The organism is Paraburkholderia acidiphila (assembly GCF_009789655.1).
GTDB lineage: Bacteria > Pseudomonadota > Gammaproteobacteria > Burkholderiales > Burkholderiaceae > Paraburkholderia > Paraburkholderia acidiphila.
In genome coordinates this window covers 3,055,932-3,079,383 of sequence record NZ_CP046909.1, presented here as the reverse complement: position 1 = coordinate 3,079,383, position 23,452 = coordinate 3,055,932, and the positions used below count along the sequence as shown (strand labels likewise).

General features: G+C 64.9%; 16 protein-coding genes, 1 tRNA gene and 2 riboswitches. Of the genes, 6 read left to right on the top strand and 11 right to left on the bottom strand.

The window, feature by feature from the left end; genetic code table 11:
- Positions 1–123: 123 nt before the first annotated feature.
- The 8 genes from FAZ97_RS14040 to FAZ97_RS14005 all read right to left on the bottom strand — a co-directional run bounded on the left by FAZ97_RS14040 (position 124) and on the right by FAZ97_RS14005 (position 11,495).
- Positions 124–1,842, bottom strand: coding sequence for a thiamine pyrophosphate-binding protein (locus tag FAZ97_RS14040; protein ID WP_158758923.1), 1,719 nt, complete (start codon positions 1,840–1,842; stop codon positions 124–126).
- Between the two features lie 74 nt (positions 1,843–1,916).
- Positions 1,917–3,305 carry an L-serine ammonia-lyase gene (locus FAZ97_RS14035; RefSeq protein ID WP_158758922.1) on the bottom strand — a complete coding sequence of 463 codons (1,389 nt, stop codon included), beginning with the start codon at positions 3,303–3,305 and terminating at the stop codon, positions 1,917–1,919.
- 92 nt (positions 3,306–3,397) lie between these two features.
- Positions 3,398–4,399 (bottom strand): alginate lyase family protein, encoded by a 1,002-nt coding sequence (locus tag FAZ97_RS14030; protein WP_158759180.1) that lies wholly within the window; start codon positions 4,397–4,399, stop codon positions 3,398–3,400.
- Between the two features lie 313 nt (positions 4,400–4,712).
- Positions 4,713–7,664 (bottom strand): aminomethyl-transferring glycine dehydrogenase, encoded by a 2,952-nt coding sequence (gcvP, locus tag FAZ97_RS14025; RefSeq protein WP_158758921.1) that lies wholly within the window; start codon positions 7,662–7,664, stop codon positions 4,713–4,715.
- Between the two features lie 76 nt (positions 7,665–7,740).
- The gene (gene gcvH, locus FAZ97_RS14020) at positions 7,741–8,121 is read right to left on the bottom strand and encodes a glycine cleavage system protein GcvH (RefSeq protein ID WP_158758920.1); all 381 of its coding nucleotides are present in this window, start codon (positions 8,119–8,121) and stop codon (positions 7,741–7,743) included.
- 75 nt (positions 8,122–8,196) lie between these two features.
- The gene (gene gcvT, locus FAZ97_RS14015) at positions 8,197–9,315 is read right to left on the bottom strand and encodes a glycine cleavage system aminomethyltransferase GcvT (RefSeq protein WP_158758919.1); all 1,119 of its coding nucleotides are present in this window, start codon (positions 9,313–9,315) and stop codon (positions 8,197–8,199) included.
- Positions 9,316–9,404: 89 nt separating this feature from the next.
- A riboswitch (glycine riboswitch) is annotated at positions 9,405–9,521 on the bottom strand.
- 59 nt (positions 9,522–9,580) lie between these two features.
- Positions 9,581–9,681: riboswitch (glycine riboswitch) on the bottom strand.
- Positions 9,682–9,895: 214 nt separating this feature from the next.
- Positions 9,896–10,267: a hypothetical protein gene (locus tag FAZ97_RS14010; protein WP_158758918.1), complete on the bottom strand. Its 372-nt coding sequence runs from the start codon at positions 10,265–10,267 to the stop codon at positions 9,896–9,898.
- A 178-nt stretch (positions 10,268–10,445) separates the two neighbouring features.
- Positions 10,446–11,495: an oxidoreductase gene (locus FAZ97_RS14005; RefSeq protein ID WP_158758917.1), complete on the bottom strand. Its 1,050-nt coding sequence runs from the start codon at positions 11,493–11,495 to the stop codon at positions 10,446–10,448.
- Positions 11,496–11,801: 306 nt separating this feature from the next.
- On the opposite strand from FAZ97_RS14005, the gene FAZ97_RS14000 reads away from it, so the two are divergent.
- Both FAZ97_RS14000 and FAZ97_RS13995 read left to right on the top strand, forming a co-directional pair.
- Positions 11,802–13,892: a UvrD-helicase domain-containing protein gene (locus FAZ97_RS14000; protein WP_158758916.1), complete on the top strand. Its 2,091-nt coding sequence runs from the start codon at positions 11,802–11,804 to the stop codon at positions 13,890–13,892.
- 84 nt (positions 13,893–13,976) lie between these two features.
- Entirely contained in the window at positions 13,977–14,558 is a 582-nt protein-coding gene (locus FAZ97_RS13995) for a hypothetical protein (protein WP_158758915.1), read from the top strand.
- A 92-nt stretch (positions 14,559–14,650) separates the two neighbouring features.
- Here the strand turns inward: FAZ97_RS13995 and FAZ97_RS13990 are convergent, their stop codons facing one another.
- On the bottom strand, positions 14,651–15,565 hold the full coding sequence (locus FAZ97_RS13990) for a c-type cytochrome (RefSeq protein ID WP_158758914.1): 915 nt from the start codon (positions 15,563–15,565) through the stop codon (positions 14,651–14,653).
- A gap of 329 nt (positions 15,566–15,894) precedes the next feature.
- On the opposite strand from FAZ97_RS13990, the gene FAZ97_RS13985 reads away from it, so the two are divergent.
- The 4 genes from FAZ97_RS13985 to FAZ97_RS13970 all read left to right on the top strand — a co-directional run bounded on the left by FAZ97_RS13985 (position 15,895) and on the right by FAZ97_RS13970 (position 19,258).
- A tRNA-Arg gene (locus tag FAZ97_RS13985) sits at positions 15,895–15,970 on the top strand.
- 461 nt (positions 15,971–16,431) lie between these two features.
- A complete protein-coding gene (locus FAZ97_RS13980; RefSeq protein WP_158758913.1) occupies positions 16,432–17,217 on the top strand; it encodes a hypothetical protein in 786 nt (261 codons plus the stop codon).
- A 49-nt stretch (positions 17,218–17,266) separates the two neighbouring features.
- Positions 17,267–18,505, top strand: a complete 1,239-nt coding sequence (locus tag FAZ97_RS13975) for a class I SAM-dependent methyltransferase (protein WP_158758912.1) — start codon at positions 17,267–17,269, stop codon at positions 18,503–18,505.
- Positions 18,506–18,535: 30 nt separating this feature from the next.
- The gene (locus FAZ97_RS13970; protein WP_158758911.1) at positions 18,536–19,258 is read left to right on the top strand and encodes a class I SAM-dependent methyltransferase; all 723 of its coding nucleotides are present in this window, start codon (positions 18,536–18,538) and stop codon (positions 19,256–19,258) included.
- A 484-nt stretch (positions 19,259–19,742) separates the two neighbouring features.
- Here FAZ97_RS13970 and FAZ97_RS13965 read toward each other — a convergent pair whose 3' ends face one another.
- Positions 19,743–22,853: an O-linked N-acetylglucosamine transferase family protein gene (locus FAZ97_RS13965; protein WP_199272058.1), complete on the bottom strand. Its 3,111-nt coding sequence runs from the start codon at positions 22,851–22,853 to the stop codon at positions 19,743–19,745.
- Positions 22,854–23,130: 277 nt separating this feature from the next.
- Positions 23,131–23,430, bottom strand: coding sequence for a flagellar protein FliT (locus tag FAZ97_RS13960; protein WP_158758910.1), 300 nt, complete (start codon positions 23,428–23,430; stop codon positions 23,131–23,133).
- Positions 23,431–23,452: the final 22 nt, after the last annotated feature.

Genomic DNA, 23,452 nt, shown 5'->3' with positions numbered 1-23,452 from the left:
GCGCCTGACGTTCGGCTGAAGTAAAAAGCCCCGCGCGATCGAAAGATCGGCGGGGCTTTTGTTTGTGCGCTCAGGACTACCCGTTCGGCTCCAAAGGTGAGCTTATTCAGGATTCCTTTTCAGTCATTGTCCGCGCATTTTCTTGCCGGCTTCGCGAATCTGTTCGAGCGTAGCCGCAGGCGTGCTCGCTTCCTTCGTCACGCGGATCTCGATCAGCGCGGGTTTGCCGGCCGTGAGCGCGCGCTCCAGCGCGGGCGCGAATTGCGCCGTGGTCGTGACGACTTCGCCGTGCGCGCCGAACGACTGCGCGAACGCCGCGAAATCAGGGTTCGTGAGCTGCGTGCCATGCACGCGATTCGGATAGTGGCGCTCCTGGTGCATGCGGATCGTGCCGTAGTGCGAGTTGTTCACGACGATGAACACGACATTCAGCCCGTACTGCATCGCCGTGGCGAGTTCCGACGAGGCCATCATGAAGCAGCCGTCGCCCGCGAGCGCGACCACGGTGCGCGAAGGATAGAGCGACTTGGCGGCGATCGCGGCGGGCACGCCATAGCCCATCGCGCCGCTCGTGGGCGCGAGTTGCGAGCGGAAGTGGCGATACGCGAAGTGGCGATGGAGCCACGTTGCGTAGTTGCCCGCGCCGTTCGTGACGATTGCGTCGTCAGGCAGGCGCGCGCGCAGTTGCTGCACGATTTCGCCGAGTTGCACGTCGCCCGGCATCGGCAGCGGCTTGCGCCATGCGTGCCACGCCTCGTGCGCTTCGGCAGCGCTGCCAGCCCATGCGGGTTGAGCGGGCGCCGGCAGTTCTGCGAGCAGCGCCGCGAATTCCGAGAGGCCCGAAACGATCGGCAGATCCGCCGCGTAGACGCGGCCGAGTTCCTCCGCGCCCTGATGCACGTGTATGAGCGTTTGCTTCGTCTTCGGAATGTCGAAGAGCGTATAGCCGCCCGTCGTGGATTCGCCCAGACGCGGACCGAGCGCGAGCAGCACGTCGGCTTCGCGAATGCGTTTGGCGAGCGCCGGATTCACGCCGAGGCCCACATCGCCCGCATAGTTCGGGTGGTCGTTGTTGAGCGTGTCCTGGAAGCGGAACGCGAGGCCAACCGGCAATTGCCAGTTCTCGACGAAGCGCTGGAAATCGGCACACGCCAGCGTATTCCAGCCATGTCCGCCCGCAATCACGAACGGCTTCTTCGCGCCCGCGAGCAGCTCGCGCACGCGCTCCATTTGCGCCGAGGAAGGCGAGGCCTGCACGCGTTGCGCGGGCGGGGCGATGGGCTGCGCTTCGGAGGCGGGAATCGCGCCGCTCAGCATGTCTTCGGGCAGCGCGAGCACGACCGGGCCCGGCCGGCCCGACATCGCGATATGGAACGCATGGCTCAGATATTCGGGCACGCGGCGCGCGTCGTCGATCTGCGTGACCCACTTGGCCATCTGGCCGAACATGCGCCGGTAGTCGATCTCCTGGAACGCCTCGCGGTCCATCTGATCGCGCGCGACCTGGCCGATCAGCAGAATCATCGGCGTGGAGTCCTGGAACGCCGTGTGCACGCCAATCGAGGCGTGCGTGGCGCCGGGCCCGCGCGTGACGAGCGCCACGCCCGGCTTGCCCGTGAGCTTGCCGATCGCTTCCGCCATGTTCGCCGCCGCCGCCTCGTGACGGCACACCACGGTTTCGATCTTCGCGGTTTCGTCGGACAGCGAATCGAGCACCGCGAGATAGCTCTCGCCCGGTACGCAGAACACGCGCTCGACGCCATTGGCGACGAGTGCATCGACGACGAGGCGAGCCCCGGTCGTGGTGGCTTCGGTGGTGGCGGATGCGTTCGGCTGCTGCATGGCGGTCAAGTCTCCTTCAATCGTTACGTGATTACGTCTGGATAGCTCAGGCAAGGCGACAGCGCTTTAACGAATCAGCACTCGACGATGTTCACCGCGAGGCCGCCGCGCGAGGTCTCCTTGTACTTCGTTTTCATGTCGGCGCCGGTCTCGCGCATCGTCTTGATGACGGAGTCGAGCGAGACATAGTGCGCGCCGTCGCCGCGCAGCGCCATGCGCGCGGCGTTCACGGCCTTCACCGAAGCCATGGCGTTGCGCTCGATGCAGGGAATCTGCACCATGCCGCCCACAGGATCGCAGGTGAGGCCGAGGTTGTGCTCCATGCCGATTTCGGCGGCGTTTTCGACTTGCAGCGGCGTGCCGCCCAGCACGGCTGCGAGCGCGCCCGCGGCCATCGAGCAGGCCACGCCCACTTCGCCCTGGCAGCCCACTTCCGCACCGGAGATCGACGCGTTGAGCTTGTAGAGAATGCCGATGGCGGCTGCGGTGAGCAGGAAGTCGATCACGCCTTGCTCGTTCGCGCCCGGCGTAAAGCGCACGTAGTAGTGCAGCACGGCGGGGATGATGCCCGCTGCGCCGTTAGTCGGCGCAGTCACCACGCGAGCGCCAGCGGCGTTTTCCTCGTTCACGGCGATGGCGTACAGGTTGATCCAGTCGATCATCGAGAGCGGGTCTTGCAGTGCGCGCTCGGGGTGGCTGGTGAGGGCGCGATATAGCTGCGCCGCGCGGCGCTTCACGGCGAAGGGGCCGGGCAGTGTGCCATCGGCGTCGGGATTGTTGATGCCGCAACCGCGCGAGACGCATGACTGCATCACGTCCCAAATGCGCAGGAGACCTGAACGGATCTCCTCGTCGCTGTGCCAGACACGCTCGTTTTCGAGCATCAACTGCGCGATGCTCTTGCCCGTCGAGGCGCACTGCGCGAGCAACTGGGCGCCCGAGGTGAACGGATGCGGCAATTGCTGCGCGGCGGCCAGCACCTTCGTGTTCGGCGCGCCGGCTGTGACGACGAAGCCGCCGCCCACCGAGAGATACGTGCTCTCGCGCAGCGTTTCACCGTTCGCGTCGAGCGCGCGCAGCTTCATGCCGTTCGGGTGTTCGGGCAGCGCCTGGCGATAAAACGCCACGTGCTCCTTCGGCACGAAGCCGATCGTATGGCGGCCGAGCAGCGCGAGCAGGCGCGAGGTGCGAACCGCTTCGAGACGCTCGTTGATCGTGTCGGGGTTGACGGTGTCGGGCGCGTCGCCCATGAGACCGAGCATGACGCCGCGGTCGGTGCCGTGGCCCTTGCCGGTTGCGCCGAGCGAGCCGTACAGCTCGACCTTGACGGCGGCGGTGCTCGCGAGCAGGCCGTCGCGCTCAAGTCCTTCGGCAAACATGAGTGCCGCGCGCATCGGCCCGACCGTGTGCGAGCTGGAGGGCCCGATGCCGACTTTGAACAGATCGAAAACGCTTACTGCCATGGGTACTGCTCCTGCTTGTCTGACGTTTGTGGGGATGCGGCGCTTTTGGCGGCATCGTTAGTTCCGTGCCGCCGCCGCAACCCGCGCGCGTGTTAACGCGCCGGCAACGGCAGACAGACGGCGAGCCACGCGGGTGGCGTGGGCGCGAGTTTCAGCGCGACTGGCGCAAAGCGGCCGTCGAGTCGCGCCGCCAGGTGAAACAGTTCCGCGGCGTTCTTCGGGTCCCACTGGCCGGTGTAGCCAGGCAGGCCCGCTTCGCGCCGCTTTGCATCGAACGGTACGTTCGAATGCACGAATTCCTCGTGCGTTTTCTGGCCGAGCGCATAGGGCGTGAGCCAGTCGAGCGCAGCCGCGAGCGTGGCGCCATTGGCCGCGCGTTCGGTCAGCCAGTTGCGGTTGTGGCGTCGCGCGGCGAGCGCGGCGGTCACGAGCGGCTGCAGATCGTAGGTCACGTAGTGCAGCGCGTCGCGCTCGGTGAAATCGAGCGTCGAGCCGTCGGGCGCGACGTTGTCGCCGAGATGCTCCACGAAGAGCCGCTGCGCCGTTGCGATCATCTTGCGGTTGTCGAGCGTGAACGCGATCATCGCAATCAGTTTGACCCGATGGCTCTGCCAGTTGTTCGCGAAAGTTCCCTTGAGCGGGCGCGGCTGCGCGTCGACCTGCGCGATATAGCCGTTCGCGAAGCTGTTCAGGAACTGCATGGTCGCGTTGCGCGTTTTCACGGGCAGCGCGCTCGCGGTCATGTCGTAGGCGAGTATCAAGCCCTCGAAACGCGTTTCGTCGATGGGATTGAAGCTCGGCTTGTACGTGGTGACCCACGCGAGCAGAAAGCGGTCCACGAGCTTCAGGAAGCGTTCGTCGCTCGTTGCGCGCCACGCGAGCGCGGCGTTGCGCATGAGGTCGAGTTCCTTCGCGGCCTCGACGCTCTGATCGTAGATGCCCTCGTGCGGCAGCGTGCCCTCGGTGTGCAGACGCGCCAGCGGACGCGGCGTGTCGTTCACGTGCGTCAGCACCTCGGCCACGAGCGCCTTCACGCCCGGATCGGCGTTGGTGCGCTCGCTCGATTGCAGTGCGGGTGCCGCGCAGAAGTTCATGGCCGCGTGGGCCGTGCCCGCGAAGGTGCCGGTAAGCGTTGCGCAGGCAAACGCCAGCGCGGCGGCAAGGCGCTGCGGGCGGCTTTGCGACGTGCCGCGCGCATGCCGGGTTTGCCGGACCGAATGCCGCGTTGCGGTATGCGGCAAGTCCCGCAGTGGAACCCGCAGTAGATCCGTTCCCACCTTCCGCGCCATGCGCGACTCCCTGATTCAAGGCTGACAGGTGTGTGATGTTAGCGGTTTGCGGCGGCAAATGTGAGGGGGATGACTGCCGCTGCGTTATCCGGAGATAACGCAGCGGCCGGGACGAGGCTTATTCGCCTGCCGTTTCATCGGCATATTCGCCGATCGGTACGCACGAGCAGAACAGGTTGCGGTCGCCGTAAGCGTTGTCGGCGCGGCCAACCGGCGGCCAGTACTTGCGCGCGACGAGCGACGCGACCGGGTACGCCGCCTGCTCGCGCGAGTAGGCGTGTTTCCAGTCGTCGGCGACGACGACGGCGGCCGTGTGCGGCGCGTGGCGCAGCGGGTTGTCCTCCTTGTCCGCGCGGCCCTCTTCCACGGCGCGGATTTCCTCACGGATTGCAACCATCGCGTCGATGAAGCGGTCCAGCTCTTCCTTCGACTCCGACTCGGTCGGCTCGACCATCAGCGTGCCCGGCACCGGGAAGCTCATGGTCGGGGCGTGAAAGCCGTAGTCCATCAGGCGCTTGGCCACGTCGTCCACGGTGATACCGCTCGCGTCCTTGATGGGGCGCAGGTCCAGAATGCACTCGTGCGCGACGAGTCCGCCCGGGCCGCTGTAGAGCACCGGGAAGTGCGGCGCGAGCTTGTTCGCCACGTAGTTCGCGTTGAGGATCGCGTTTTCGGTCGCGGCGGTCAGGTTGGCCGCGCCCATCATGGCGATGTACATCCACGAGATCGGCAGGATCGAAGCCGAGCCGTAAGGCGCCGCGCTCACCGCGCCGATGCCGTGGTCGTCGCGCTTGTAGCCCGACGAAAGCTGGTTCGGCAGGAATTGCGCGAGGTGCGCGCCAACTGCGACCGGGCCGACGCCCGGGCCGCCACCGCCGTGCGGAATGCAGAACGTCTTGTGCAGGTTCAGGTGCGAGACGTCGCCGCCGAACTGGCCGGGCGCCGCGAGTCCGACCATCGCGTTCATGTTCGCGCCGTCCACGTACACCTGGCCGCCCGCCGCGTGCACGATTTCGCAGACTTCGCGCACGTTCTCTTCGAACACGCCGTGCGTCGACGGATACGTGATCATGATCGCCGCGAGCTTGGCGGCGTGCTGTTCGGCCTTGGCCTTCAGGTCGGCGAGGTCGATGTTGCCTTGCGCGTCGCACGCGACCACGACCACTTGCATGCCGGCCATCTGCGCCGATGCGGGGTTCGTGCCGTGCGCCGAAGCGGGAATCAGGCAGACGTTGCGATGCGCTTCGCCGCGCGAGGCGTGATACGCCTGGATGATGAGCAGGCCCGCGTACTCGCCCTGCGAGCCCGCGTTCGGCTGCAGCGAGACGGCGGCGTAGCCCGTTGCGGCCACGAGCATCTGTTCGAGCTGATCGACCATCTCGCGATAGCCCACGGTTTGCTCAGCCGGCGCGAACGGGTGGATGCGGCCGAATTCGGGCCACGTGACCGGCAGCATTTCCGAGGTCGCGTTCAGCTTCATCGTGCACGAGCCGAGCGGGATCATCGAGCGGTCGAGCGCGAGGTCCTTATCCGACAGGCTGCGCAGATAGCGCAGCATTTCCGTTTCCGAATGATGACGGTTGAACACCGGGTGCGTGAGGTACGCGCTTTCGCGCGCCAGCGCGGCCGGGAACGTCAGAGCGGCGCTTTGCGTGAGTTCGGCGTCGAGCTTGTCGAGCGAAGGCGCTTCGCTGGCAAACGCGGCTTGCGCGAACACGGCGAGCAGGTCGGCCAGATCGGCGCGCGAGGTCGTTTCGTCTACGGACACGCCCACACGCGTCTCGCTCACGTGGCGCAGGTTCATGCCGCGCGCGAGGGCCGCGTCGTGCAGCGCCTGGGTGCGCGGGCCGGCTTCGAACGTGAGCGTGTCGAAGAACGCTTCGTTGACGAGCGTGTAGCCCAGTTGCTTCGCGCCCGCGGCGAGGATCGCGGCGACGCGGTTCACGCGCTGCGCGATGCGCTTCAAGCCTTGCGGGCCGTGATAGACGGCGTACATGCTCGCCATGATCGCGAGCAGCGCTTGCGCCGTGCAGACGTTGGAGGTGGCCTTCTCGCGGCGGATGTGCTGTTCGCGCGTTTGCAGCGCGAGGCGCAGCGCCGGGTTGCCCTGTGCGTCGACGGTCACGCCGACGAGACGGCCCGGCATCTGGCGCTTGAATTCGTCCTTCACCGCGAGATACGCGGCGTGCGGGCCGCCGAAGCCCATCGGCACGCCAAAGCGCTGCGAGTTGCCCACGGCCACGTCCGCGCCCCATTCGCCCGGAGGCGTGAGCACGGTGAGCGCGAGCAGGTCGGCGGCGGCGATCACCGCGCCGCCGGCGGCGTGCACGGCTTGCGCGAGCGCGCGGTAGTCGCGCACGTCGCCGTTCACGCCCGGATATTGCAGCAGCACGCCGAAGGCGCCCGCTTGCGCGGCTTCAGTGGCCGGACCAACCTTCACCTCGATGCCGATCGGCTTCGCGCGCGTCTTCACGACTTCGATGGTCTGCGCGAGCACGTCGTCGGCGACGAAGAACACGTTCGACTTCGACTTGCCCACGCGCTGCACGAGCGTCATCGCTTCGGCGGCGGCGGTGGCCTCGTCGAGCAGCGACGCGTTCGAGATCGCGAGGCCCGTCAGGTCGGTGATCATCTGCTGGAAGTTCAGCAGGGCTTCGAGGCGGCCCTGCGAGATTTCCGGCTGGTACGGCGTGTACGCGGTGTACCACGCCGGGTTTTCGAGCACGTTGCGCAGGATGACGGCCGGCGTGTGCGTGTCGTAGTAACCCTGCCCGATATACGAGCGGAACACCTGGTTCTTGTCCGCGAGCGCGCGCAGGGCGGCGAGCGCCTCGGCTTCCGAGCGCGGCTGCGAGAACGGGCCGAGCGGCAGCGTCTCGTTGCGGCGGATCTTCGCCGGAATCACCGCATCGATCAGCGCGGCGCGCGAGGCGAAGCCGAGCGCGTCGAGCATCGCCTGCTGGTCGGCCGTGTCGGGGCCGATATGGCGGGCGGCGAAAGCGTCGTGCGCTTCGAGCGCAGCAAGCGAGAGCGGGGAGTTCATCAGACGGTCCGGGTGTTCGAGCTTCATAGGGGTTCCGGGTTTTACTGCTGGCGCGGGCGACGGGCCGGGCTTAAGTCCGCCGCCGCGCCTGTGCGGTTGAGATTTAAGCGCCGATGGCCTTTTCGTAGGCGGCGGCGTCGATCAGCGAATCGAGCTTGGGGTCGGCGGCGGGCTTGATCTTGAAGAGCCACGATTCGTACGGCGCGCCGTTCACCTGGTCGGGCGTGTCGACGAGCGACGTGTTCGCTTCGATGATCTCGCCGGCGACCGGCGCGTAGATGTCCGAGGCGGCCTTGACCGACTCGATCACGGCCACGGCGTCGCCAGCGCTGACCGCGCGGCCGGCTTCGGGCAGTTCGAGGAAGACGATGTCGCCGAGCGCTTCCTGCGCGTGGTCGGTGATGCCGATGGTCAGCGTGCCGTCGGCTTCGGTGCGGATCCACTCGTGCGATTCGGTGTATTTCAGATCGGCCGGGATGCTCATGGTTGCTCCAGTGCGTGGTTCGGTTTTTGTTGCTTGAAAGGGGGAGGGCGTGCGCGGCGGCAGGATCCTCGCGGATCAGGCGGCGAGCACCTTGCCGTTGCGCACGAACGGCAGTTTTACCACGCTTGCGGGAAGGGCTTTGTCACGGATCTGCACCTGCACGACGTCGCCCGGCTGCACGCCTTGCGGCACGCGCGCGAAGGCGATGGATTCCTGCATGCTCGGCGAGAACGTGCCGCTCGTGATCTCGCCCTCGCCATGCGGCGTGAGCACTTTCTGGTGTGCGCGCAGCACGCCGCCCGCCTTGCCGTTTTCCTTCTGCAGGATCAGGCCGACGAAGGCCGAACGCGAGCCGTTCGCTTCGAGCACGGCGCGGCCGACGAAGTCGCGCGGCTCTTTCATGTCGACGGTCCAGGCGAGGCCGGCGTCGAGCGGCGAGACGTTGTCGTCCATGTCCTGGCCGTAGAGGTTCATGCCCGCTTCGAGGCGCAGCGTGTCGCGCGCGCCAAGGCCGCAGGGCTTCACGCCCTGGCGCTGCAGGGCGTCCCAGAATTCGCATACGGCGACGTCGGGCAGCACGATTTCGAAGCCGTCTTCGCCCGTGTAGCCGGTGCGCGCGATCATCAGCTCGCCAAACGGCGTGGCTTCGATCTTCGCGGCGTTGAAGGGTTTGAGCACTTCGGTGGCGCTGCGCGACGAGGGCGCGACCTGCCAGACCTTTTCACGCGCGTTCGGGCCTTGCACGGCGACGATCGCGAGATCGCGGCGCGGCGTGATGGTGAGGCCGAAGCCGCCTTCGGCGTTGAGCTTTTCGAACCAGGCGATGTCTTTTTCGGCCGTGCCGGCGTTGACGACGGTGCGGAACTGATCGTCGGCGAAGAAGTAGACGATCAGGTCGTCGATCACGCCGCCTTCGGGGTTCAGCATGCACGAGTAGAGCGCCTTACCCGGCGTCGTGAGCTTGGCGACGTTGTTGGCGAGCGCGCGGGAGAAGAACTCGCGCGCCTTCGGGCCCGAAAAGTCGACGACGCACATGTGCGAGACGTCGAACATGCCGGCGTCGGTGCGCACGGCGCGATGCTCGTCGATCTGCGAGCCGTAGTTGACGGGCATGTCCCAGCCGCCGAAGTCGACCATGCGGGCGTTCAGCGCGCGGTGCGTGTCGTTCAGCGGGGTGCGTTTGAGTTCGGTCATGGGGCCTCAGGCGGTCGCGAATAGTCGCGCGAAAACGAAAAAGGCCATGCAGGAAGCGCCGCAGGCACGATGCCCGTGGTCGTTTCTTGCATGGCCCCTCTGTCCTCGGTACCTGAGAGATTGCGCCGCTGATGCTGGCGCGCGCCCCTTCGGTGGGCAGCCTGAACGCGCGAGGCGTTCTACTGCCGCTCTCCAGAGTTGCGGACTGATTAGCTGCTTCGCCTCACCTCGCGCGAAAGCGCGCAAATGCAACGAATCAGCGGTCCGGCGCGCACGGTCCTTTTGCCTGAGAGTTTGTGGGTTGCCCCTTCGGCGGCGCCGGTTGCGCTAATCAACGCAAACGGCGCGCTCTCCCGGCGCGCGCAGCGATTGTGCGCGACGCCTCGGGGCTATGTCAATGCGGAATAATTCTGCGTGCGGCGCGGGCAAAGGGCCGGGAGGCGTACTGGTATTGGCTTGCCCGGAGCATTCACGGGCGCTGTGCGGCGCGGATGAAAATCGGGGGCAGTTCGGGTGGGGCTGCGAGAGAGGCACGAACCGCGAGTGCGGTCCGTGCATGGGTTGCCAATGCGTCTCGCGCTTACTCGCCGATGGCGCGCGCGGCCGTGTCGAGTTCCTGGTTCAGCACGCGCTGCTCGTCGGGCGAAATGCCGCCGCCATGCTGCGCAGCCATGTCGTGCGCTTCACCACGGATCGTGTCGAGGCGGTGATGCAGCGCGTTGCCTTGCGGGGGCGGGTAATAGCCCTGATTCACGCGCATGTCGATACGGTGGCCCAGGTTGTCGATACGGCCATCGACCTGATGCAGGCGGTCGACGGCGACTTCATGCGGATTCGGGCCAGGCGGCGGCGGAGCGGGGCGCGGCGCCGGCTGGTTGACCACGCACGCGGCGAGGGTCGAGACGAGCGCGCCAGCGGCGATCAAACGTAGCGCGTGGGTGTATCGGGTCATTCAGACTCTCCTTGGTCTTGTCGTTGCTGCTTTTTTGTCCTGCACGTCTACAAACGTCTGGCTATTGCCGCGTGATGACCCGGCAGCGGCAACCAGATGTAACCATTTGTATGGACCTTTCAGCGGCGTCGGCGCAATGCAAGGTCGACGCCGCAGCAGAAAGTGCAAGCGAGCGCGTTCAGGACCCGCGCACGAACGCCAGCGTGCGCCTTTCCTTCGCGCTTTGCATGGCAAGCTCGATGAGCGTCATGACGTCGATGGCGTCCTGTGGGCTCACCGGGAACGGCTTGCCTTCGCGGATCGCCGCGGCGAGCGCGCGATACAGATCGGCGTAATTGCCGGCTGCATTGGGCACTTCGATATCGGCTTCCTGACCGTCGTCGCGCAGCACGTGCAGGCGGCCCGCCTCGTTGCCCGCGCCGAACCCGGGCTGGCCCGGGCGCAGGCCGTCCTTGAGCTGATCTTCCTGGGTGTCGAGCCCATTCTTCAAATAGCTGCCGCGCGTGCCATGAATCGCGAATCGCGGGGCGTACGCGGCGAGCGCGCTGGCGTGCAGCACGGCGTCGTGGGTCGGGTAGCGCAGCACGAGGTGGGCGTAGTCCGGCGCGCTCGCGTTTTCGCGGCGCGTGTGCACGAACGCGGTAATCGACTCGGGCGCGCCGAAGAGCGCGAGCGTCTGGTCGATCAAATGCGGGCCGAGATCGTAGAGCAGGCCGCCGCCGCGCGTGGCGTCTTCGCGCCAGCGCTGCTTCACTTGCGGGCGGAAGCGGTCGAAATGCGATTCGTAGTGCGTGACGCGACCGAGTTCGCCGCCGGCGATCAGCTCGCGCACGGTGAGGAAATCGCCGTCCCAGCGGCGATTGTGGAACGGCGCGAACACGAGGCCGCGCTGCTTTGCGATGGACGCGAGCGTGCGCGCTTCGTCGGAAGTGAGCGTGACCGGCTTGTCGACGAGCACGTGCTTGCCGCGCTCCAGTGTGCGGCGCGCGAGGTCGTAGTGCGTGTCGTTGGGCGTGGCGATCACGACGCATTCGATGGCGTCGATCGAGAGCAGCGCGTCGAGGTCGGGCACGATCGCCGCGTCGGGATAGTCGGCCTGGGCGCGTTCGCCCTGGCTCGTTGCGATGGCCGCGAGCTGCGCGGCGCCGCTATACGCGATCACGGGGGCGTGGAAGGTCTGGCCGGCGAAGCCGTAGCCCATCAGGCCGATTTGCAGCGGTGCAGTCATTTAGCGCTTCCTTTTTCCAGCGAGTGCGGGTGGCGGGAGCCCGTTATTGTGGCACGGCGCGCAGAACGTGCGGAACGCGGCGAGGGACGGATGGGCGACGAAGAAAGGGAACCGGAGACAACATCGAGGGCGGCATCGGCGTATCGCTGCGCCGTGTTAACATCGCACCTCCCGCGTGAGAGGCCGCTGCGACGTTCGCACGCCTCGCGCCGTGCGGTGCGCCGCGCTTCGGCTGCTTTTGCCCGAGGCTGGCGTCACGAATTCCCGCATCCCAGCCGTACCACCCGTTTCTCCAATCCAGCAACGATGTCCGCAGGCCTCAATTCCGCCCAGAACGAAGCGGTGCGCTACCTCGACGGTCCCTGTCTCGTGCTCGCCGGCGCGGGCAGCGGCAAGACGCGTGTGATCACGCAGAAGATCGCGCACCTCATCGAAGCGAAAGGCTTCGAGCCGCGCCATATCGCCGCCGTCACCTTCACCAACAAGGCCGCCGCCGAAATGCGCGAGCGCGTGGGCAAGCTGCTCGAAGGCAAGACGCTCACCACGCCCGGCAAGGAAGGCCGCAAGGTGCCGGCCAACCAGCTCACGGTCTGCACGTTCCACTCGCTGGGCGTGCAGATCCTGCGCCAGGAAGCCGAGCATCTGGGCCTCAAGCCCCAGTTCTCGATCATGGATTCCGACGACTGCTTCGCCATGATCCAGGAACAGGTGGGCTCGACGGACAAGGGCTTCATCCGCAAGATCCAGTCGATCGTCTCGCTCTGGAAGAACGGTCTCGTGATGCCCGAACAGGCGCTGGCCACGGCCTCGAACGAGGACGAGCACCAGGCCGCCATCGTCTACCGCAACTACATGGCGACGCTGCATGCCTATCAGGCCGTGGACTTCGACGATCTGATCCGCCTGCCTGCCGAGCTCTTTGCGAAGAACGAGCAGGTGCGCGACCGGTGGCAGAACAAGCTGCGCTATCTGCTCGTCGACGAGTACCAGGACACCAACGCCTGCCAGTACGAGCTGCTGAAACTGCTGGCGGGCCCGCGCGCGGCGTTTACGGCGGTGGGCGACGACGACCAGGCGATCTACGGCTGGCGCGGCGCCACGCTCGAAAACCTCGCGCAGCTCGGCAAGGACTTTCCGAAGCTGCACGTCATCAAGCTCGAGCAGAACTATCGCTCGACGGTGCGCATTCTCACGGCGGCGAACAACGTCATCGCGAACAACCCGAAGCTCTTCGAGAAGAAGCTTTGGTCCGAGCACGGCATGGGCGACACCATCACCGTCACGCCCTGCAACGACGAAGAGCACGAGGCCGAGTCGGTCGTGTTCCGGCTTTCGGCGCACAAGTTCGAGCGGCGCGCGCAGTTCCGCGACTACGCCATTCTGTATCGCGGCAACTTTCAGGCGCGCATCTTCGAACAGGTGCTGCGCCGCGAGCGCATTCCCTACGTGCTCTCGGGCGGCCAGTCGTTCTTCGACAAGGCCGAGATCAAGGATATCTGCGCATACCTGCGCCTGATCGCCAATCACGACGACGATCCCGCGTTCATCCGCGCGATCACCACGCCGCGCCGTGGCGTGGGCAACACCACGCTCGAAGCGCTCGGATCGTTCGCGGGGCAGGCGAAGGTGTCGCTGTTCGAAGCCGTGTACATGGGCGGCATCGAGGCGCGTTTGTCGGCGCGCCAGGTCGAGCCGATGCGCGTGTTCTGCGACTTCATGCAGCGGCTCGCCGAACGCGCGCACAAAGACCCGGCGACGGTCGTGCTCGACGAACTCATGGACGCGATCCACTACGAGGCGTATCTGTACGACGCCTTCGACGAGCGCCAGGCGCAGTCGAAGTGGCAGAACGTGCTCGAATTCCTCGAATGGTTGAAGCGCAAGGGCACGAAGCCCGAGCAGGAGATCGGCGAAGACAGCGAGGCGACCGGCTATGACAACGCCGACGGTCTCGCCGACACCGGCAAGAACCTCATGGGTCTCATTCAGACCGTCGCGTTGATGTCGATGCTCGAAGGCAAGGAAGAGGACCCGGACGCCGTGCGGCTTTCGACCGTCCACGCCTCGAAGGGGTTGGAGTACCCGCACGTGTTCCTCGTGGGCGTGGAAGAAGGCATCATGCCGCACCGCGGCGGCTCGGAAGACGACGTGATCGACGAAGGGCGCATCGAGGAAGAGCGCCGCCTCATGTACGTGGCGATCACGCGCGCGCAGCGCAGCCTGCATCTGAACTGGTGCAAGAAGCGCAAGCGGGCGCGCGAGACGGTGGTGTGCGAGGCGTCGCGCTTCATTCCCGAAATGGGCCTCGACGACGCGCCGCCGCCAACCGCCGAAGAAGCGCCGATGACGCCGAAGGACCGGTTGGCGAGTTTGAAGGCGTTGTTGCAGAAGGGGTGATGACCCTGACGCGCAGCGGGTGTTTGCGTTTTCGGGACACGGGCGGCAGTAGAGTGAACGCCCCTGTTCCGCTCGTTGCTGCCGATGGAAAACCCACGATTGCCGCACTACCGTCACGCGCTTGAAACGTATATCGACGCGAAGGACAACACGAAGCCCGCACGGATTCACGAAGCTTTCGCGCCGGATGCGGAGCTGACGTTCTCGCTGGCCACACCGAATATCGCGTTTCCGGCGCGCAGCGTCGGCGCAGAGGCGATCGCAAAGACGCTGGTCAGCGATTTCGGTGAGCGTTATTCGCGCTGCCGCACGTACTACCTTTGTGAAGCCGATGCGCTGGCAGTTCACGAGCGCACGATCGAGGCGCTCCCCTGGCTCGTCGTAATGCGCGAGGGCGCGGCGGGCGCGCTGCGCATCGGTCACGGCACCTATCGCTGGACGTTCGACGCGAACGACTCCGCGCCGCGCGTTTGCGCACTCCACATTCACATTGCGCGGATGGACGTGATCGACGACCCGGACGGTGCGCGGCTCGAGCGCCTGCAAGACGGCTTGAGCTACCCGTGGCTGGCTCCCGGCGATCTGGCCGCACGGTACGGGGCGCTCGCCCAGGAGGCGTCGGGTGCGTTCGACTTTGCCCGCGACTTTGCCCATCCGGTGCGCTGACGCGCGCCTGCCTTTTCATCGTCCGCAATAAAAATCCCCGCACCGTATCGCTACGGGCGGGGATCGTTGTGCGCGCTGGCGCGTGTGACGATTTACTTCGCCGCGCTGACCATGTAATCGACGGCGGCCTTCACGTCGGCGTCCGAGGCGGTCGAGCCACCCTTCGGCGGCATCTGGCCCTTGCCGTGCAGCGCATAGTTGTAGACGGTGTCCATCGAGTCCTTCAGTCGCGGCGCCCAGTCGGCCTTGTTGCCGAACTTCGGCGCGCCCAGCACGCCCGCGGCGTGACACGCCTGGCAAACCTGCTGATAGAGCGCCTTGCCCGCCTGCGAGGCGTCGGCGCTTTGGGAGTCGCCGCCTGCCGCAGGAGCGGACGACGGCTGCGCAATGGCCGCGATCGCCGCCGCGGCGGCTTGTGCCTGGGCGGCGTTCGCATCGGCGCCCGAAGCACCGGAGGCTGGCGCAGCGGCAGCCGCGCCCGAAGCCGCGTTAGCTGCGCCCGCTGCGGGCTTGGGCGGATCCTGGAAGTTCGCGCCGGCATGGTTCGCCATATAGGCGACGGCGAGACCGATTTCGTAGTCGCTATAGTCGTCGGGGCTCGTGCCGCCGCGCGGGGGCATCGCGCCCTTGCCCGAAAGCGCCGTTTTCCACAGCGTATCGAAGCCTTGTGCGATGCGCGGCGCCCAGTCGCCCGAATTGCCGAACTTCGGTGCGCCGGCGGCACCGGCGGTGTGGCACGCGGAACAGACGGCCTGAAAGACCTGTTCACCGGTCTTGTAGACGCGCGGCGCGTTGGCGTCGCGCACGTTCACCTGCGCGACCGGCGCAATGCGCGCGGCAACCTGCTGGGTCGAAAGTTCGTCGGTACCCGCGCCGGTGCGCGTCGTGTTGTCGACGTAATAGGCGAGCAGAATGATGATGACGATGGGGACGGCAAACCCGGCGATGACAGCGGCGATCAGCTGGCCGGGCGTTTTGATCGGGGCTCCGTGGGGTGCTTCGCTCATGCTTGTCTCGACTCCCGTTGGTTTTATGGTGAGCGGTACAGCAGGACGGCAATGGCCATGCGGCGGATCAAACACCGACGATTATAGACGGAAGGTTTTCCGGCTGGTGGGCGTGTGCGGGCGTAGTTCAGCGGGCGTTTACCCGAAGCGTGAGGGCTGGCGGCGCTGCACAGCGCGGCGGTGTGTGGACGCCGCGCAATATGACCCCGAATAACCGTTGGGCAGGCCGTGCGGTGGACGGTTTAACCGAAACCGGTTATTCTCTCGGTCTCTCTTCGGTGCTGCTATCCCCGAGTTCTTCGGTCAGGCGGCGGTGCCAGCAAGTCAATGCGCCCGTAGCTCAATGGATAGAGTACTGCCCTCCGAAGGCAGGGGTTGCTGGTTCGATCCCAGCCGGGCGCGCCAATCAGTTCCGCTTCCACGCAGTTGTGAATCCTTTGAGTCCTGCCGTACGGCGGCTATAGGACTCCACAAGCAGGGACTCCACAAGCAGGGACTCCACAAGCAGGCGTTTCCCCATCTCCCGCCATCTCTGCAGCCAGGGCGCTGCGCCACAGTCACGTTCATTCGCGCACTGAACGTCGTCGTTGCAGTCTTCAATCGCATCCGAAGCCGAGCCCCTGCTCGCCAGCGCGCGCAGCGTCGCGCGCCGCATTCAACGCCAGATGTTTTTCCAGCACACAAATCCTTCGAACGGCCTTCTGATCGTGCCACCCGGGCGCTCGCGACCACGCGCGCGCAGAAGCACTTTCGGCAGCCGCGCATCCGGGGAATTGCACGTCTAAGGGCGGTCTGTTCCATCGATTGACGGGGGGGCACAGCCGGTAGCCTTTAGCTTCGCAAAAAGGCTTTGTGGACTCGTCTAAATGAATACGTTGAATGTGTGCATCGGGCATGTGCCGTTTCCGGCCGAGCACTCGCATTTCGTCGATCTGCTGATCTCGCCGAATGCAGTGCCGGGCAACATCCGGAGAAAGGCAATCGTGCCCGATGAGCTGTATGGCGAGCACGGGCATGCGTTGTCGGAATACGCGCAGCTTTTCTGGCTGTATCGCAACCTCAATGCGATTGCGTCGGGATACGAGTATCTAAATATTTTTCAGTACCGCCGGTTCATTTCGCCCACGCCGGTGAATGCGCCGAAAGCAAGCAACCTGCCGTGGGCAACGGTGGTTCAGGAAACGGAACTCGGCAATTACGCATACTGCTTCGAGCGTCAGCGCACGAACAGTTGCTTCAATACGCCGATCACGCTCGGTGCGGGAGGCGTTATTGGCCAATACAACGGCGCCCATGTACTCGAGGACTTCCTGAGCTTCACGCAGTACATGATGGAAGCGAAGCTGTTCGATTCGTCGGACGCGCTTAAATTCATCAGCCAGCAGCACTTCGTGCCGTCCTGCAGCATCGGCCTCTATCACGTCGAATTGTTCCGCTCGATTTTCGCGGTGCTCGAGAGCGCGTCGGAGTTCATGAACTCGCCGCGCTTCGTCGCGCGCGACGGCTATCAACGCCGCTCGGTCGGCTTTCTGCTCGAACGTCTGCACAGCTATCTAATCGTCGAACACTTCAGGAGCGCCGGTGTGTTCGGCCACAACATGTTGATCTCGGATTCGGCGATCGCCACGCATACGGCAGATCGCGTTCAGTGACCCCATTCCGTTCGTTACCCACCGAAATCGCTTCGTTCCGGAGCCAACCATGAATTCATATCGCGCCATCCCCGGTTGCCGCGTGAGCGGCAGCACTCATCAGATCCCGGTGCTCAATCTCGGCCACCAGGCGCTTACTGGCGTTTTTCCGAAATCGGCTGACGAACCGGTTACCCAGGGCCCGCTCGAGCTCGTGTGGTCGCCGGGCAGCGGGCTGTTGCAGCTTGCGCACTCGTACGAACCGTCGGAGATGTACGGCGACAATTACGGCTATCGTTCGGGGCTGAACCAGTCGATGGTCGATCACCTGACCGACAAGATCGCATACCTCGAACGCCTGAAGCCGCTCTCGGCCGGCGACGTGGTGCTCGACATCGGCAGCAACGACTGCACGACGCTGAGGGCTTACCGCACCAACGGTCTGCGTCGCATCGGCATCGATCCGACAGGCAAGAAGTTCCGTGAGTACTATCCGGAAGACGTGCGCCTCGTTCCTGACTTTTTCTCCGCCGATGCCTATCGGTCGGTCGAAAGCCAACCGGCGAAGATTGTCACGTCGATCGCGATGTTCTACGACCTTGAAGCGCCGATCGAATTCGCGAAACAGATCGAGTCGATTCTCGCCGAAGACGGCGTCTGGCATTTCGAGCAAAGCTACATGCCGTCGATGCTGCGCCTGAATTCGTACGACACGATCTGTCACGAGCACCTCGAGTACTACTCGCTCGCCGTCGTGAAGACCATTCTGGAAGCGGCCGGACTCAAGCTCGTGGACGTCGTGATGAATGCCGTCAACGGGGGTAGCTTCGCAGTTACGGCTGCGAAAGTCAGCAATCGCTCGATCAAGGCGAATCAACCGGTGATCGACTGGCTGCTCGAGCAGGAAGACCGCATGGGCCTGAATACGCCGCGTCCTTATCGCGAATTCGAGGAGCGCGTGTTCCGTCATCGCGACGACCTGACGCGACTGATTCGCGCGCTGAATGCGGATGGCAAGAAGGTTCTCGGTTACGGCGCCTCGACGAAAGGCAACGTCGTGCTGCAGTTCTGCGGATTCACGACGGCGGACATTCCGGCCATTGCCGAAGTGAACGAGGAAAAATTCGGCCGCGTGACGCCGGGCACGCATATCCCCATCATCTCCGAAGCCAAGGCGCGTGCGATGAAGCCGGACTACTTCCTTGTGCTGCCGTGGCACTTCAAGAACGGCATCCTGCGTCGCGAAAGCGAGTTTTTGAAGAGCGGCGGGCGACTGATTTTCCCGTTCCCGGAAATCGAAATCGTCTAATCCTGGAATCGCATGCAAGACGCCATCTCTATGGATATTCAGTCATTGCGGCGCGCGTGGACGTGGCAGCCGCAGATGCAGCCGCATCTGCGCTTCCCGTTCGCGGGTGCTGGCGCGCTCAATCGCAACGCTTCGCAGGCATGGCAGGACATCTTCGTGCTGTCGATGCTGGATGGCCGCACGAACGGCCGCTATCTGGAAGTCGGTGCGAATTATCCGCTATCGAACAACAACACCGCGTTGCTCGGCCTCGCATACAACTGGCAAGGCGTTTCGATCGAGTTCGATCCGACGTTCTTCGGCAACTGGCTCAAGGACCGGGCCGACCATACGCTCGTGCTCGCCGACGCGCTCGCACTCGATTACGCGAAGGCATTGCCCGCGTGGTTCGGTGAAGACACGCAACGAATCGATTACCTGCAGCTCGATATCGATCCGAGCTACAACACGCTGCAGGTGCTGAAAAAGCTGCCGCTGGAACGCTACCGCTTTTCAGTGATCACTTTCGAAACCGATGCGTATTCGGGCGACTTTCGTGCCCGCGCCGAGAGCCGCGAGATTCTGCACCGGCACGGTTATGAACTCGTAGCGCGAGACGTGTCCGTGCTGTTTCCACCCGTCTCGCCGGATCCGATTCCGTTCGAGGACTGGTGGGTCGATCCGCAGGTCGTCTCGCGTGAAAAAATTCGTACGCTGCAGGCAATCGACACCTCACCGCTGTTGCCGCAGGACATTCTGTTCGCCGTGACCTGAGCGTCGCGGGATGGGCCAATGCCTGCTCGAGGACTGGCGCCTGGCGCTAACCCGCGTCGAGCGCTATTCCTTGAAGCAGGCTATCCGGTTCGAATCCATGCAAAGAGGCGCCGCGCTCGGCGCGCCCGGTTAGTCGTGTTCACGACGCAGCCGCTGCTCACCCGACTTCTTCGGGTTGAGACATTCGTTAGTCGACCTGAACAAAGGCGATAGCTCGCCCAGCCGGTTCGCGATTGCCCGAACGAGGCCGCGAACCTCGGGTGAAGCGCGGGGCGGCTCGGTCTGAGTTCTGGGCCGAGTGAGGACCGCGGCACACAGCACACAGCATCAATGCCGCGATTTCGTGGTGCCGGTCGTACACGGCCGGCTCTGGGCGAAATGCCGTGGGGTGGGATCGAACGCTGCGCCACGACATCCCGACGCACCCCGTATCGCTTGCCAGCGAGCGGCGCCGCAGCGCCGCTTCGCTGTTGTGTGCGCGGCTTTAATCTCCGTATTTGCGCAGATACTGTCCGTAGCCCTCGTGCCAGCTCGGCGTGCCAAACGCGCCACCGCTTTCGTGTACGACCGAAATCGGCCAGGTTCCCATGCGTAGACCCTTACGTTCGGCCTGGCGGCAAAAGTCCATATCGTAGAAGTGGAACTTGAACTGCTCGTCAAAACTCAGGCCGCTCTTGACGAGCGTGTCGCTATCCGCGATCAGCAGAAGACCGTCGAGGAGCTTGCACTCCTGTCCTGAAGGCCCGAAGGTCGACGCAATGTTGCACGGAAACCCCTTACCGTGGCCAACGGTTCCGCTCAGATATTTGCGTTCGTCCCACTGCAGATCCGGCGTGGCGAAGGCCCAGGCGGGTTGGCGCGGCACGCGGCGAAGGTTGCCGGCGAGACCCACCACGTCGAAGCGCGCGACGGATTCGCGGATGCGCTCGGTCCAGAAGAAGTCGTTGAGCCAGACATCGTCGTGAACGAATACGAGAATGGCCGGTCGCTGCTTCGCCTCTTCGATCGCCGTGTTGTAGATGCTGGACAGCCCGCGCGTGTTGTTGTCGAACAGCTGGAGTTCGACGTTGGGCAGGTGTGCGTAGAGCTTTAGCGAGCGGCCAAGCGCCGTTTCAGTCGAGAACTGCTCACGGGTGCGACGGGTGCCGCAGACGAGGCGGATGGGCTTCGTCGCTGCAGGCAGGCCAGTGACCGCGTCGATCGATGTAATCGATCCGGCGTTGGGTGTCATGCCCGGTTGCGGTTCGCGCGCCGCCTCGGCAACGGGCTGCGCCGCTGCATCCTGCGGCTGCGCGAGTACCTCGAAGTGTTCAGGCGCGAGGCCATCGCACCAGCGCTGCCACATGGTGCGCAGCGCACGCGATACGGCGTGGGCGATCGTGCTTGCGCTGATGATGGGTGACTGCATGCAGTGCTGGCGAAGCTCGCTGCGCACCGTCGCGAGCGCGTCGAAATCGCCGGCCAGCGCGACGCACTTGCTCACGAAGTCGTCCTTGTCGCGCGCGACGAACGCGTCGTCGAGTCCGAGGTGCGAGAGCCACCCCGTGCTGCCTCGGCTCGCCATCGAAACGCCAGGCAGCGTCATGGTCGGAACGCCCATCCACAGGGCGTGCATGGTCGTGGTCGAACCAGCGAAAGGGAACGCGTCGAGACAGACGTCGACCTGCTGGTGCTGGCGCAGATATTCGTCGGTTCCCTTGCGCTGCACAAAGCTGACGCGGCTCACGTCGATGCCTTCGCTTGCGAACATTTTGGCCAGCTTGTTCATCTGCTCGATCGACGTGATCGCGCCGATGAGCATGCGCGAAGTCGGTATCTCGCGAAGCACGCGTGCCCAGAGCGCCACGACTTCCGGCCCGATCTTGACGAGACGGCTGAAGCTGCCGAACGTCAGGTAGCCATTTTTCAGCGCCGGCAGCTCGTTCACGTCCGGCGCATGCTCGTAGGGTTTGAACGGCGCGAGAGCAGGCAGAAACACGAGCTTTTCCGAGAAGAAGCTCGCGAACTGTTCGAGCGGCGTGACGAACCGGTCCGACATGTAATAGTCGATGGACGTGAGGCCGGTCGTGGCCGGATTGCCGATCCAGCTCACCTGGACGGGCGCGGGCTTGTGCGCGAAGGCCAGGAGACGGTTGCGGCCGGTATGGCCGGACAGATCGATCAGGATATCGATGCCGTCGTCGCGGATCTTCTGCGCAACCATGGCATCGGTCTGGCCGAAGATTTCGTGCCACGCGTGCGCGTGTTCGCGGATCTGCGCGGTGAATGCGTCGGTGACCACGTAATTCGAATAGACGTGCAGTGACAGGCTTGTGTCGCGCGCCAGATGCTCGATGATCGACTGGAAGAAGTAGGCGACCGGGTGATTGATCAGGTCACCCGAGACAAAGCCGATGCGCAGGCGCCGCGACGGATTGCGGTCATTGGCGTGCTGCGGCCAGTGCGCACGCAGGGAAGCTTCCTGACGCTTGCCGAACTCGCTGAATTCCGCGAATGCGCTGGCGGCATCGAGATCGGTCTTGTGCATCAGGCAGAACAACAGGTTGCTGTGCGTTGCCGACTGCATCGGCGCGAGTGCGAGCGCCCGGCGGAAGGCATTTTCCGCTTCGTCGTACTGGCCGTCCTCGTTCAGCGCGTTGGCAAGCGCGTCGAGCTCGAGCGCGTTGTCCGGCGCCAGTTCCACGGCGCGCCGCATCTGGGCGATGCCCTCGCCGGCCCGGCCCGTTGCCTGCAGGGCGGCACCCAAGGTGCGATGCAGCGCCGCACTCTCGGGATGCTTTTCGAGCGCCGCGCGGCAGTGCGCGATGGCTCGCTGAGGCTGACGCGTGATATGGAGCGCGTCGGCCAGCATCGTCTTCAAGGCGAGATTGTCGGGCTGCAGGCTGGTGGCACGTTCAGCCGACGAGACGGACTCCGCATACTTGCCTGCACGCTGCAGGGCGTGCGTGAGCGTAATCCAGCATTCGCCGTGCGACGGGTTTTGCTCCGTCAAGCGACGGGCAAGCCTCAATGCCTCCTCGGTCTTTCCGCCGTTGAAAAGATCGGCGAACTGGCGCAACTCCGCCAGGCTCGCGCGGCGCGCATCGAGTTTCGCGGCGGGCGTGTCCGGTGCATCCTGTTTCGGCGTATCTTCGGCTGTCGCGCTCGAAGCTCCAGTCGAGGGTGCCGTCGCCGCGGCTGTGTCCCGCTGGGGCAGGCGAGCCTTCAGCGTGTCGATGGCGTCCGCGGGAACGCCGCACTGGCGCGCCACGTCAAGCGCCATCTCCGCAGCGATGAACTGGTTGCTCGCGGTGAGGGCGTTGAAGTAGTAGACCCAAAGTTGAGCGAAATTCGGCGTGTGGCCGAGCACGGCTTCGAAATGCGGCACGGCCTGCGCTGGCCGGTCCGTTTGCATGTAAAGCACGCCAATATGGTAATTGGCATCGACGTGATCGCCGTCCGCTTCCAGCACCATGGCGTAGAGTGCGTGAGCTTCGTCGTATTCCTGCTTGCGATGATGTTCGATCCCGGCTTCCATGACGAGCTGGATGTCGCTCGCCATTTGCGAATGAGGGGCTGGCGCGATGGTTTCGGTCGGAGTAAGGAAAGCGGTCATGACGAAGGCGAGCTTGCGCCGCAGGTAGCAGAGGGTAGGCCAATTATCGAGGGCGCTCACTCGGGACGAATTGCCGAGGTAACGTCAAAACGCCCGCCAATTCGATGGGGCAAGCGAGGAGCGGAAATGGGGGCGGGGTAGCCGGCCGTCGCTGCGGGACGCGTGCGCGGAGGGCGCAAAAAGAAAAGCCCGCGCGAGGCGGGCTGAGGTATGCGCATGCGCCCTCTTGGGCGCAATGGTTGCTTGTTATTCCTGCACGCGCTGCGAAGTCCGCACTTCAGAACTGCGCAACGCGCTGATACTGGTTCACGTTGCGCGTCGCCTGCATCGCGCAACGGTATTCGGCGCTGAGCGCGCTCTGTGCCGACTCCGCCTCCGTGGCGATACGCGTGTCGATTGCGTGTACCTGCTTGAGCACGTCGAGCGCGGCACCCGCCTGCTGCGCGGAGAGCGACATGAGCAGCGGCGAGCGCTCGTTTGCAAGCTCGGCCGCCTTTTCCCAATCGCCCACGGCCGCTGCCTGTTCGATGTCTTTCGTGATCTGCCAGATGCGATCGATGGGCGCTGCGAATTCCATGTCGTCTCTCCTGCCCGGTGGG

Bases quoted from the DNA above. Each gene is read 5' to 3' on its own strand.
- FAZ97_RS13960 (WP_158758910.1), bottom strand. From the start codon at position 23,430: ATGGAATTCGCAGCGCCCATCGATCGCATCTGGCAGATCACGAAAGAC.
- FAZ97_RS14035 (WP_158758922.1), bottom strand. From the start codon at position 3,305: ATGGCAGTAAGCGTTTTCGATCTGTTCAAAGTCGGCATCGGGCCCTCC.
- FAZ97_RS13965 (WP_199272058.1), bottom strand. From the start codon at position 22,853: ATGACCGCTTTCCTTACTCCGACCGAAACCATCGCGCCAGCCCCTCAT.
- FAZ97_RS14005 (WP_158758917.1), bottom strand. From the start codon at position 11,495: ATGACTGCACCGCTGCAAATCGGCCTGATGGGCTACGGCTTCGCCGGC.
- FAZ97_RS14040 (WP_158758923.1), bottom strand. From the start codon at position 1,842: ATGCAGCAGCCGAACGCATCCGCCACCACCGAAGCCACCACGACCGGG.
- FAZ97_RS14000 (WP_158758916.1), top strand. From the start codon at position 11,802: ATGTCCGCAGGCCTCAATTCCGCCCAGAACGAAGCGGTGCGCTACCTC.
- gcvH (WP_158758920.1), bottom strand. From the start codon at position 8,121: ATGAGCATCCCGGCCGATCTGAAATACACCGAATCGCACGAGTGGATC.
- FAZ97_RS13970 (WP_158758911.1), top strand. From the start codon at position 18,536: ATGGATATTCAGTCATTGCGGCGCGCGTGGACGTGGCAGCCGCAGATG.
- FAZ97_RS14030 (WP_158759180.1), bottom strand. From the start codon at position 4,399: ATGAACTTCTGCGCGGCACCCGCACTGCAATCGAGCGAGCGCACCAAC.
- FAZ97_RS13975 (WP_158758912.1), top strand. From the start codon at position 17,267: ATGAATTCATATCGCGCCATCCCCGGTTGCCGCGTGAGCGGCAGCACT.
- FAZ97_RS13980 (WP_158758913.1), top strand. From the start codon at position 16,432: ATGAATACGTTGAATGTGTGCATCGGGCATGTGCCGTTTCCGGCCGAG.
- gcvP (WP_158758921.1), bottom strand. From the start codon at position 7,664: ATGAAGCTCGAACACCCGGACCGTCTGATGAACTCCCCGCTCTCGCTT.
- gcvT (WP_158758919.1), bottom strand. From the start codon at position 9,315: ATGACCGAACTCAAACGCACCCCGCTGAACGACACGCACCGCGCGCTG.
- FAZ97_RS13990 (WP_158758914.1), bottom strand. From the start codon at position 15,565: ATGAGCGAAGCACCCCACGGAGCCCCGATCAAAACGCCCGGCCAGCTG.
- FAZ97_RS13995 (WP_158758915.1), top strand. From the start codon at position 13,977: ATGGAAAACCCACGATTGCCGCACTACCGTCACGCGCTTGAAACGTAT.
- FAZ97_RS14010 (WP_158758918.1), bottom strand. From the start codon at position 10,267: ATGACCCGATACACCCACGCGCTACGTTTGATCGCCGCTGGCGCGCTC.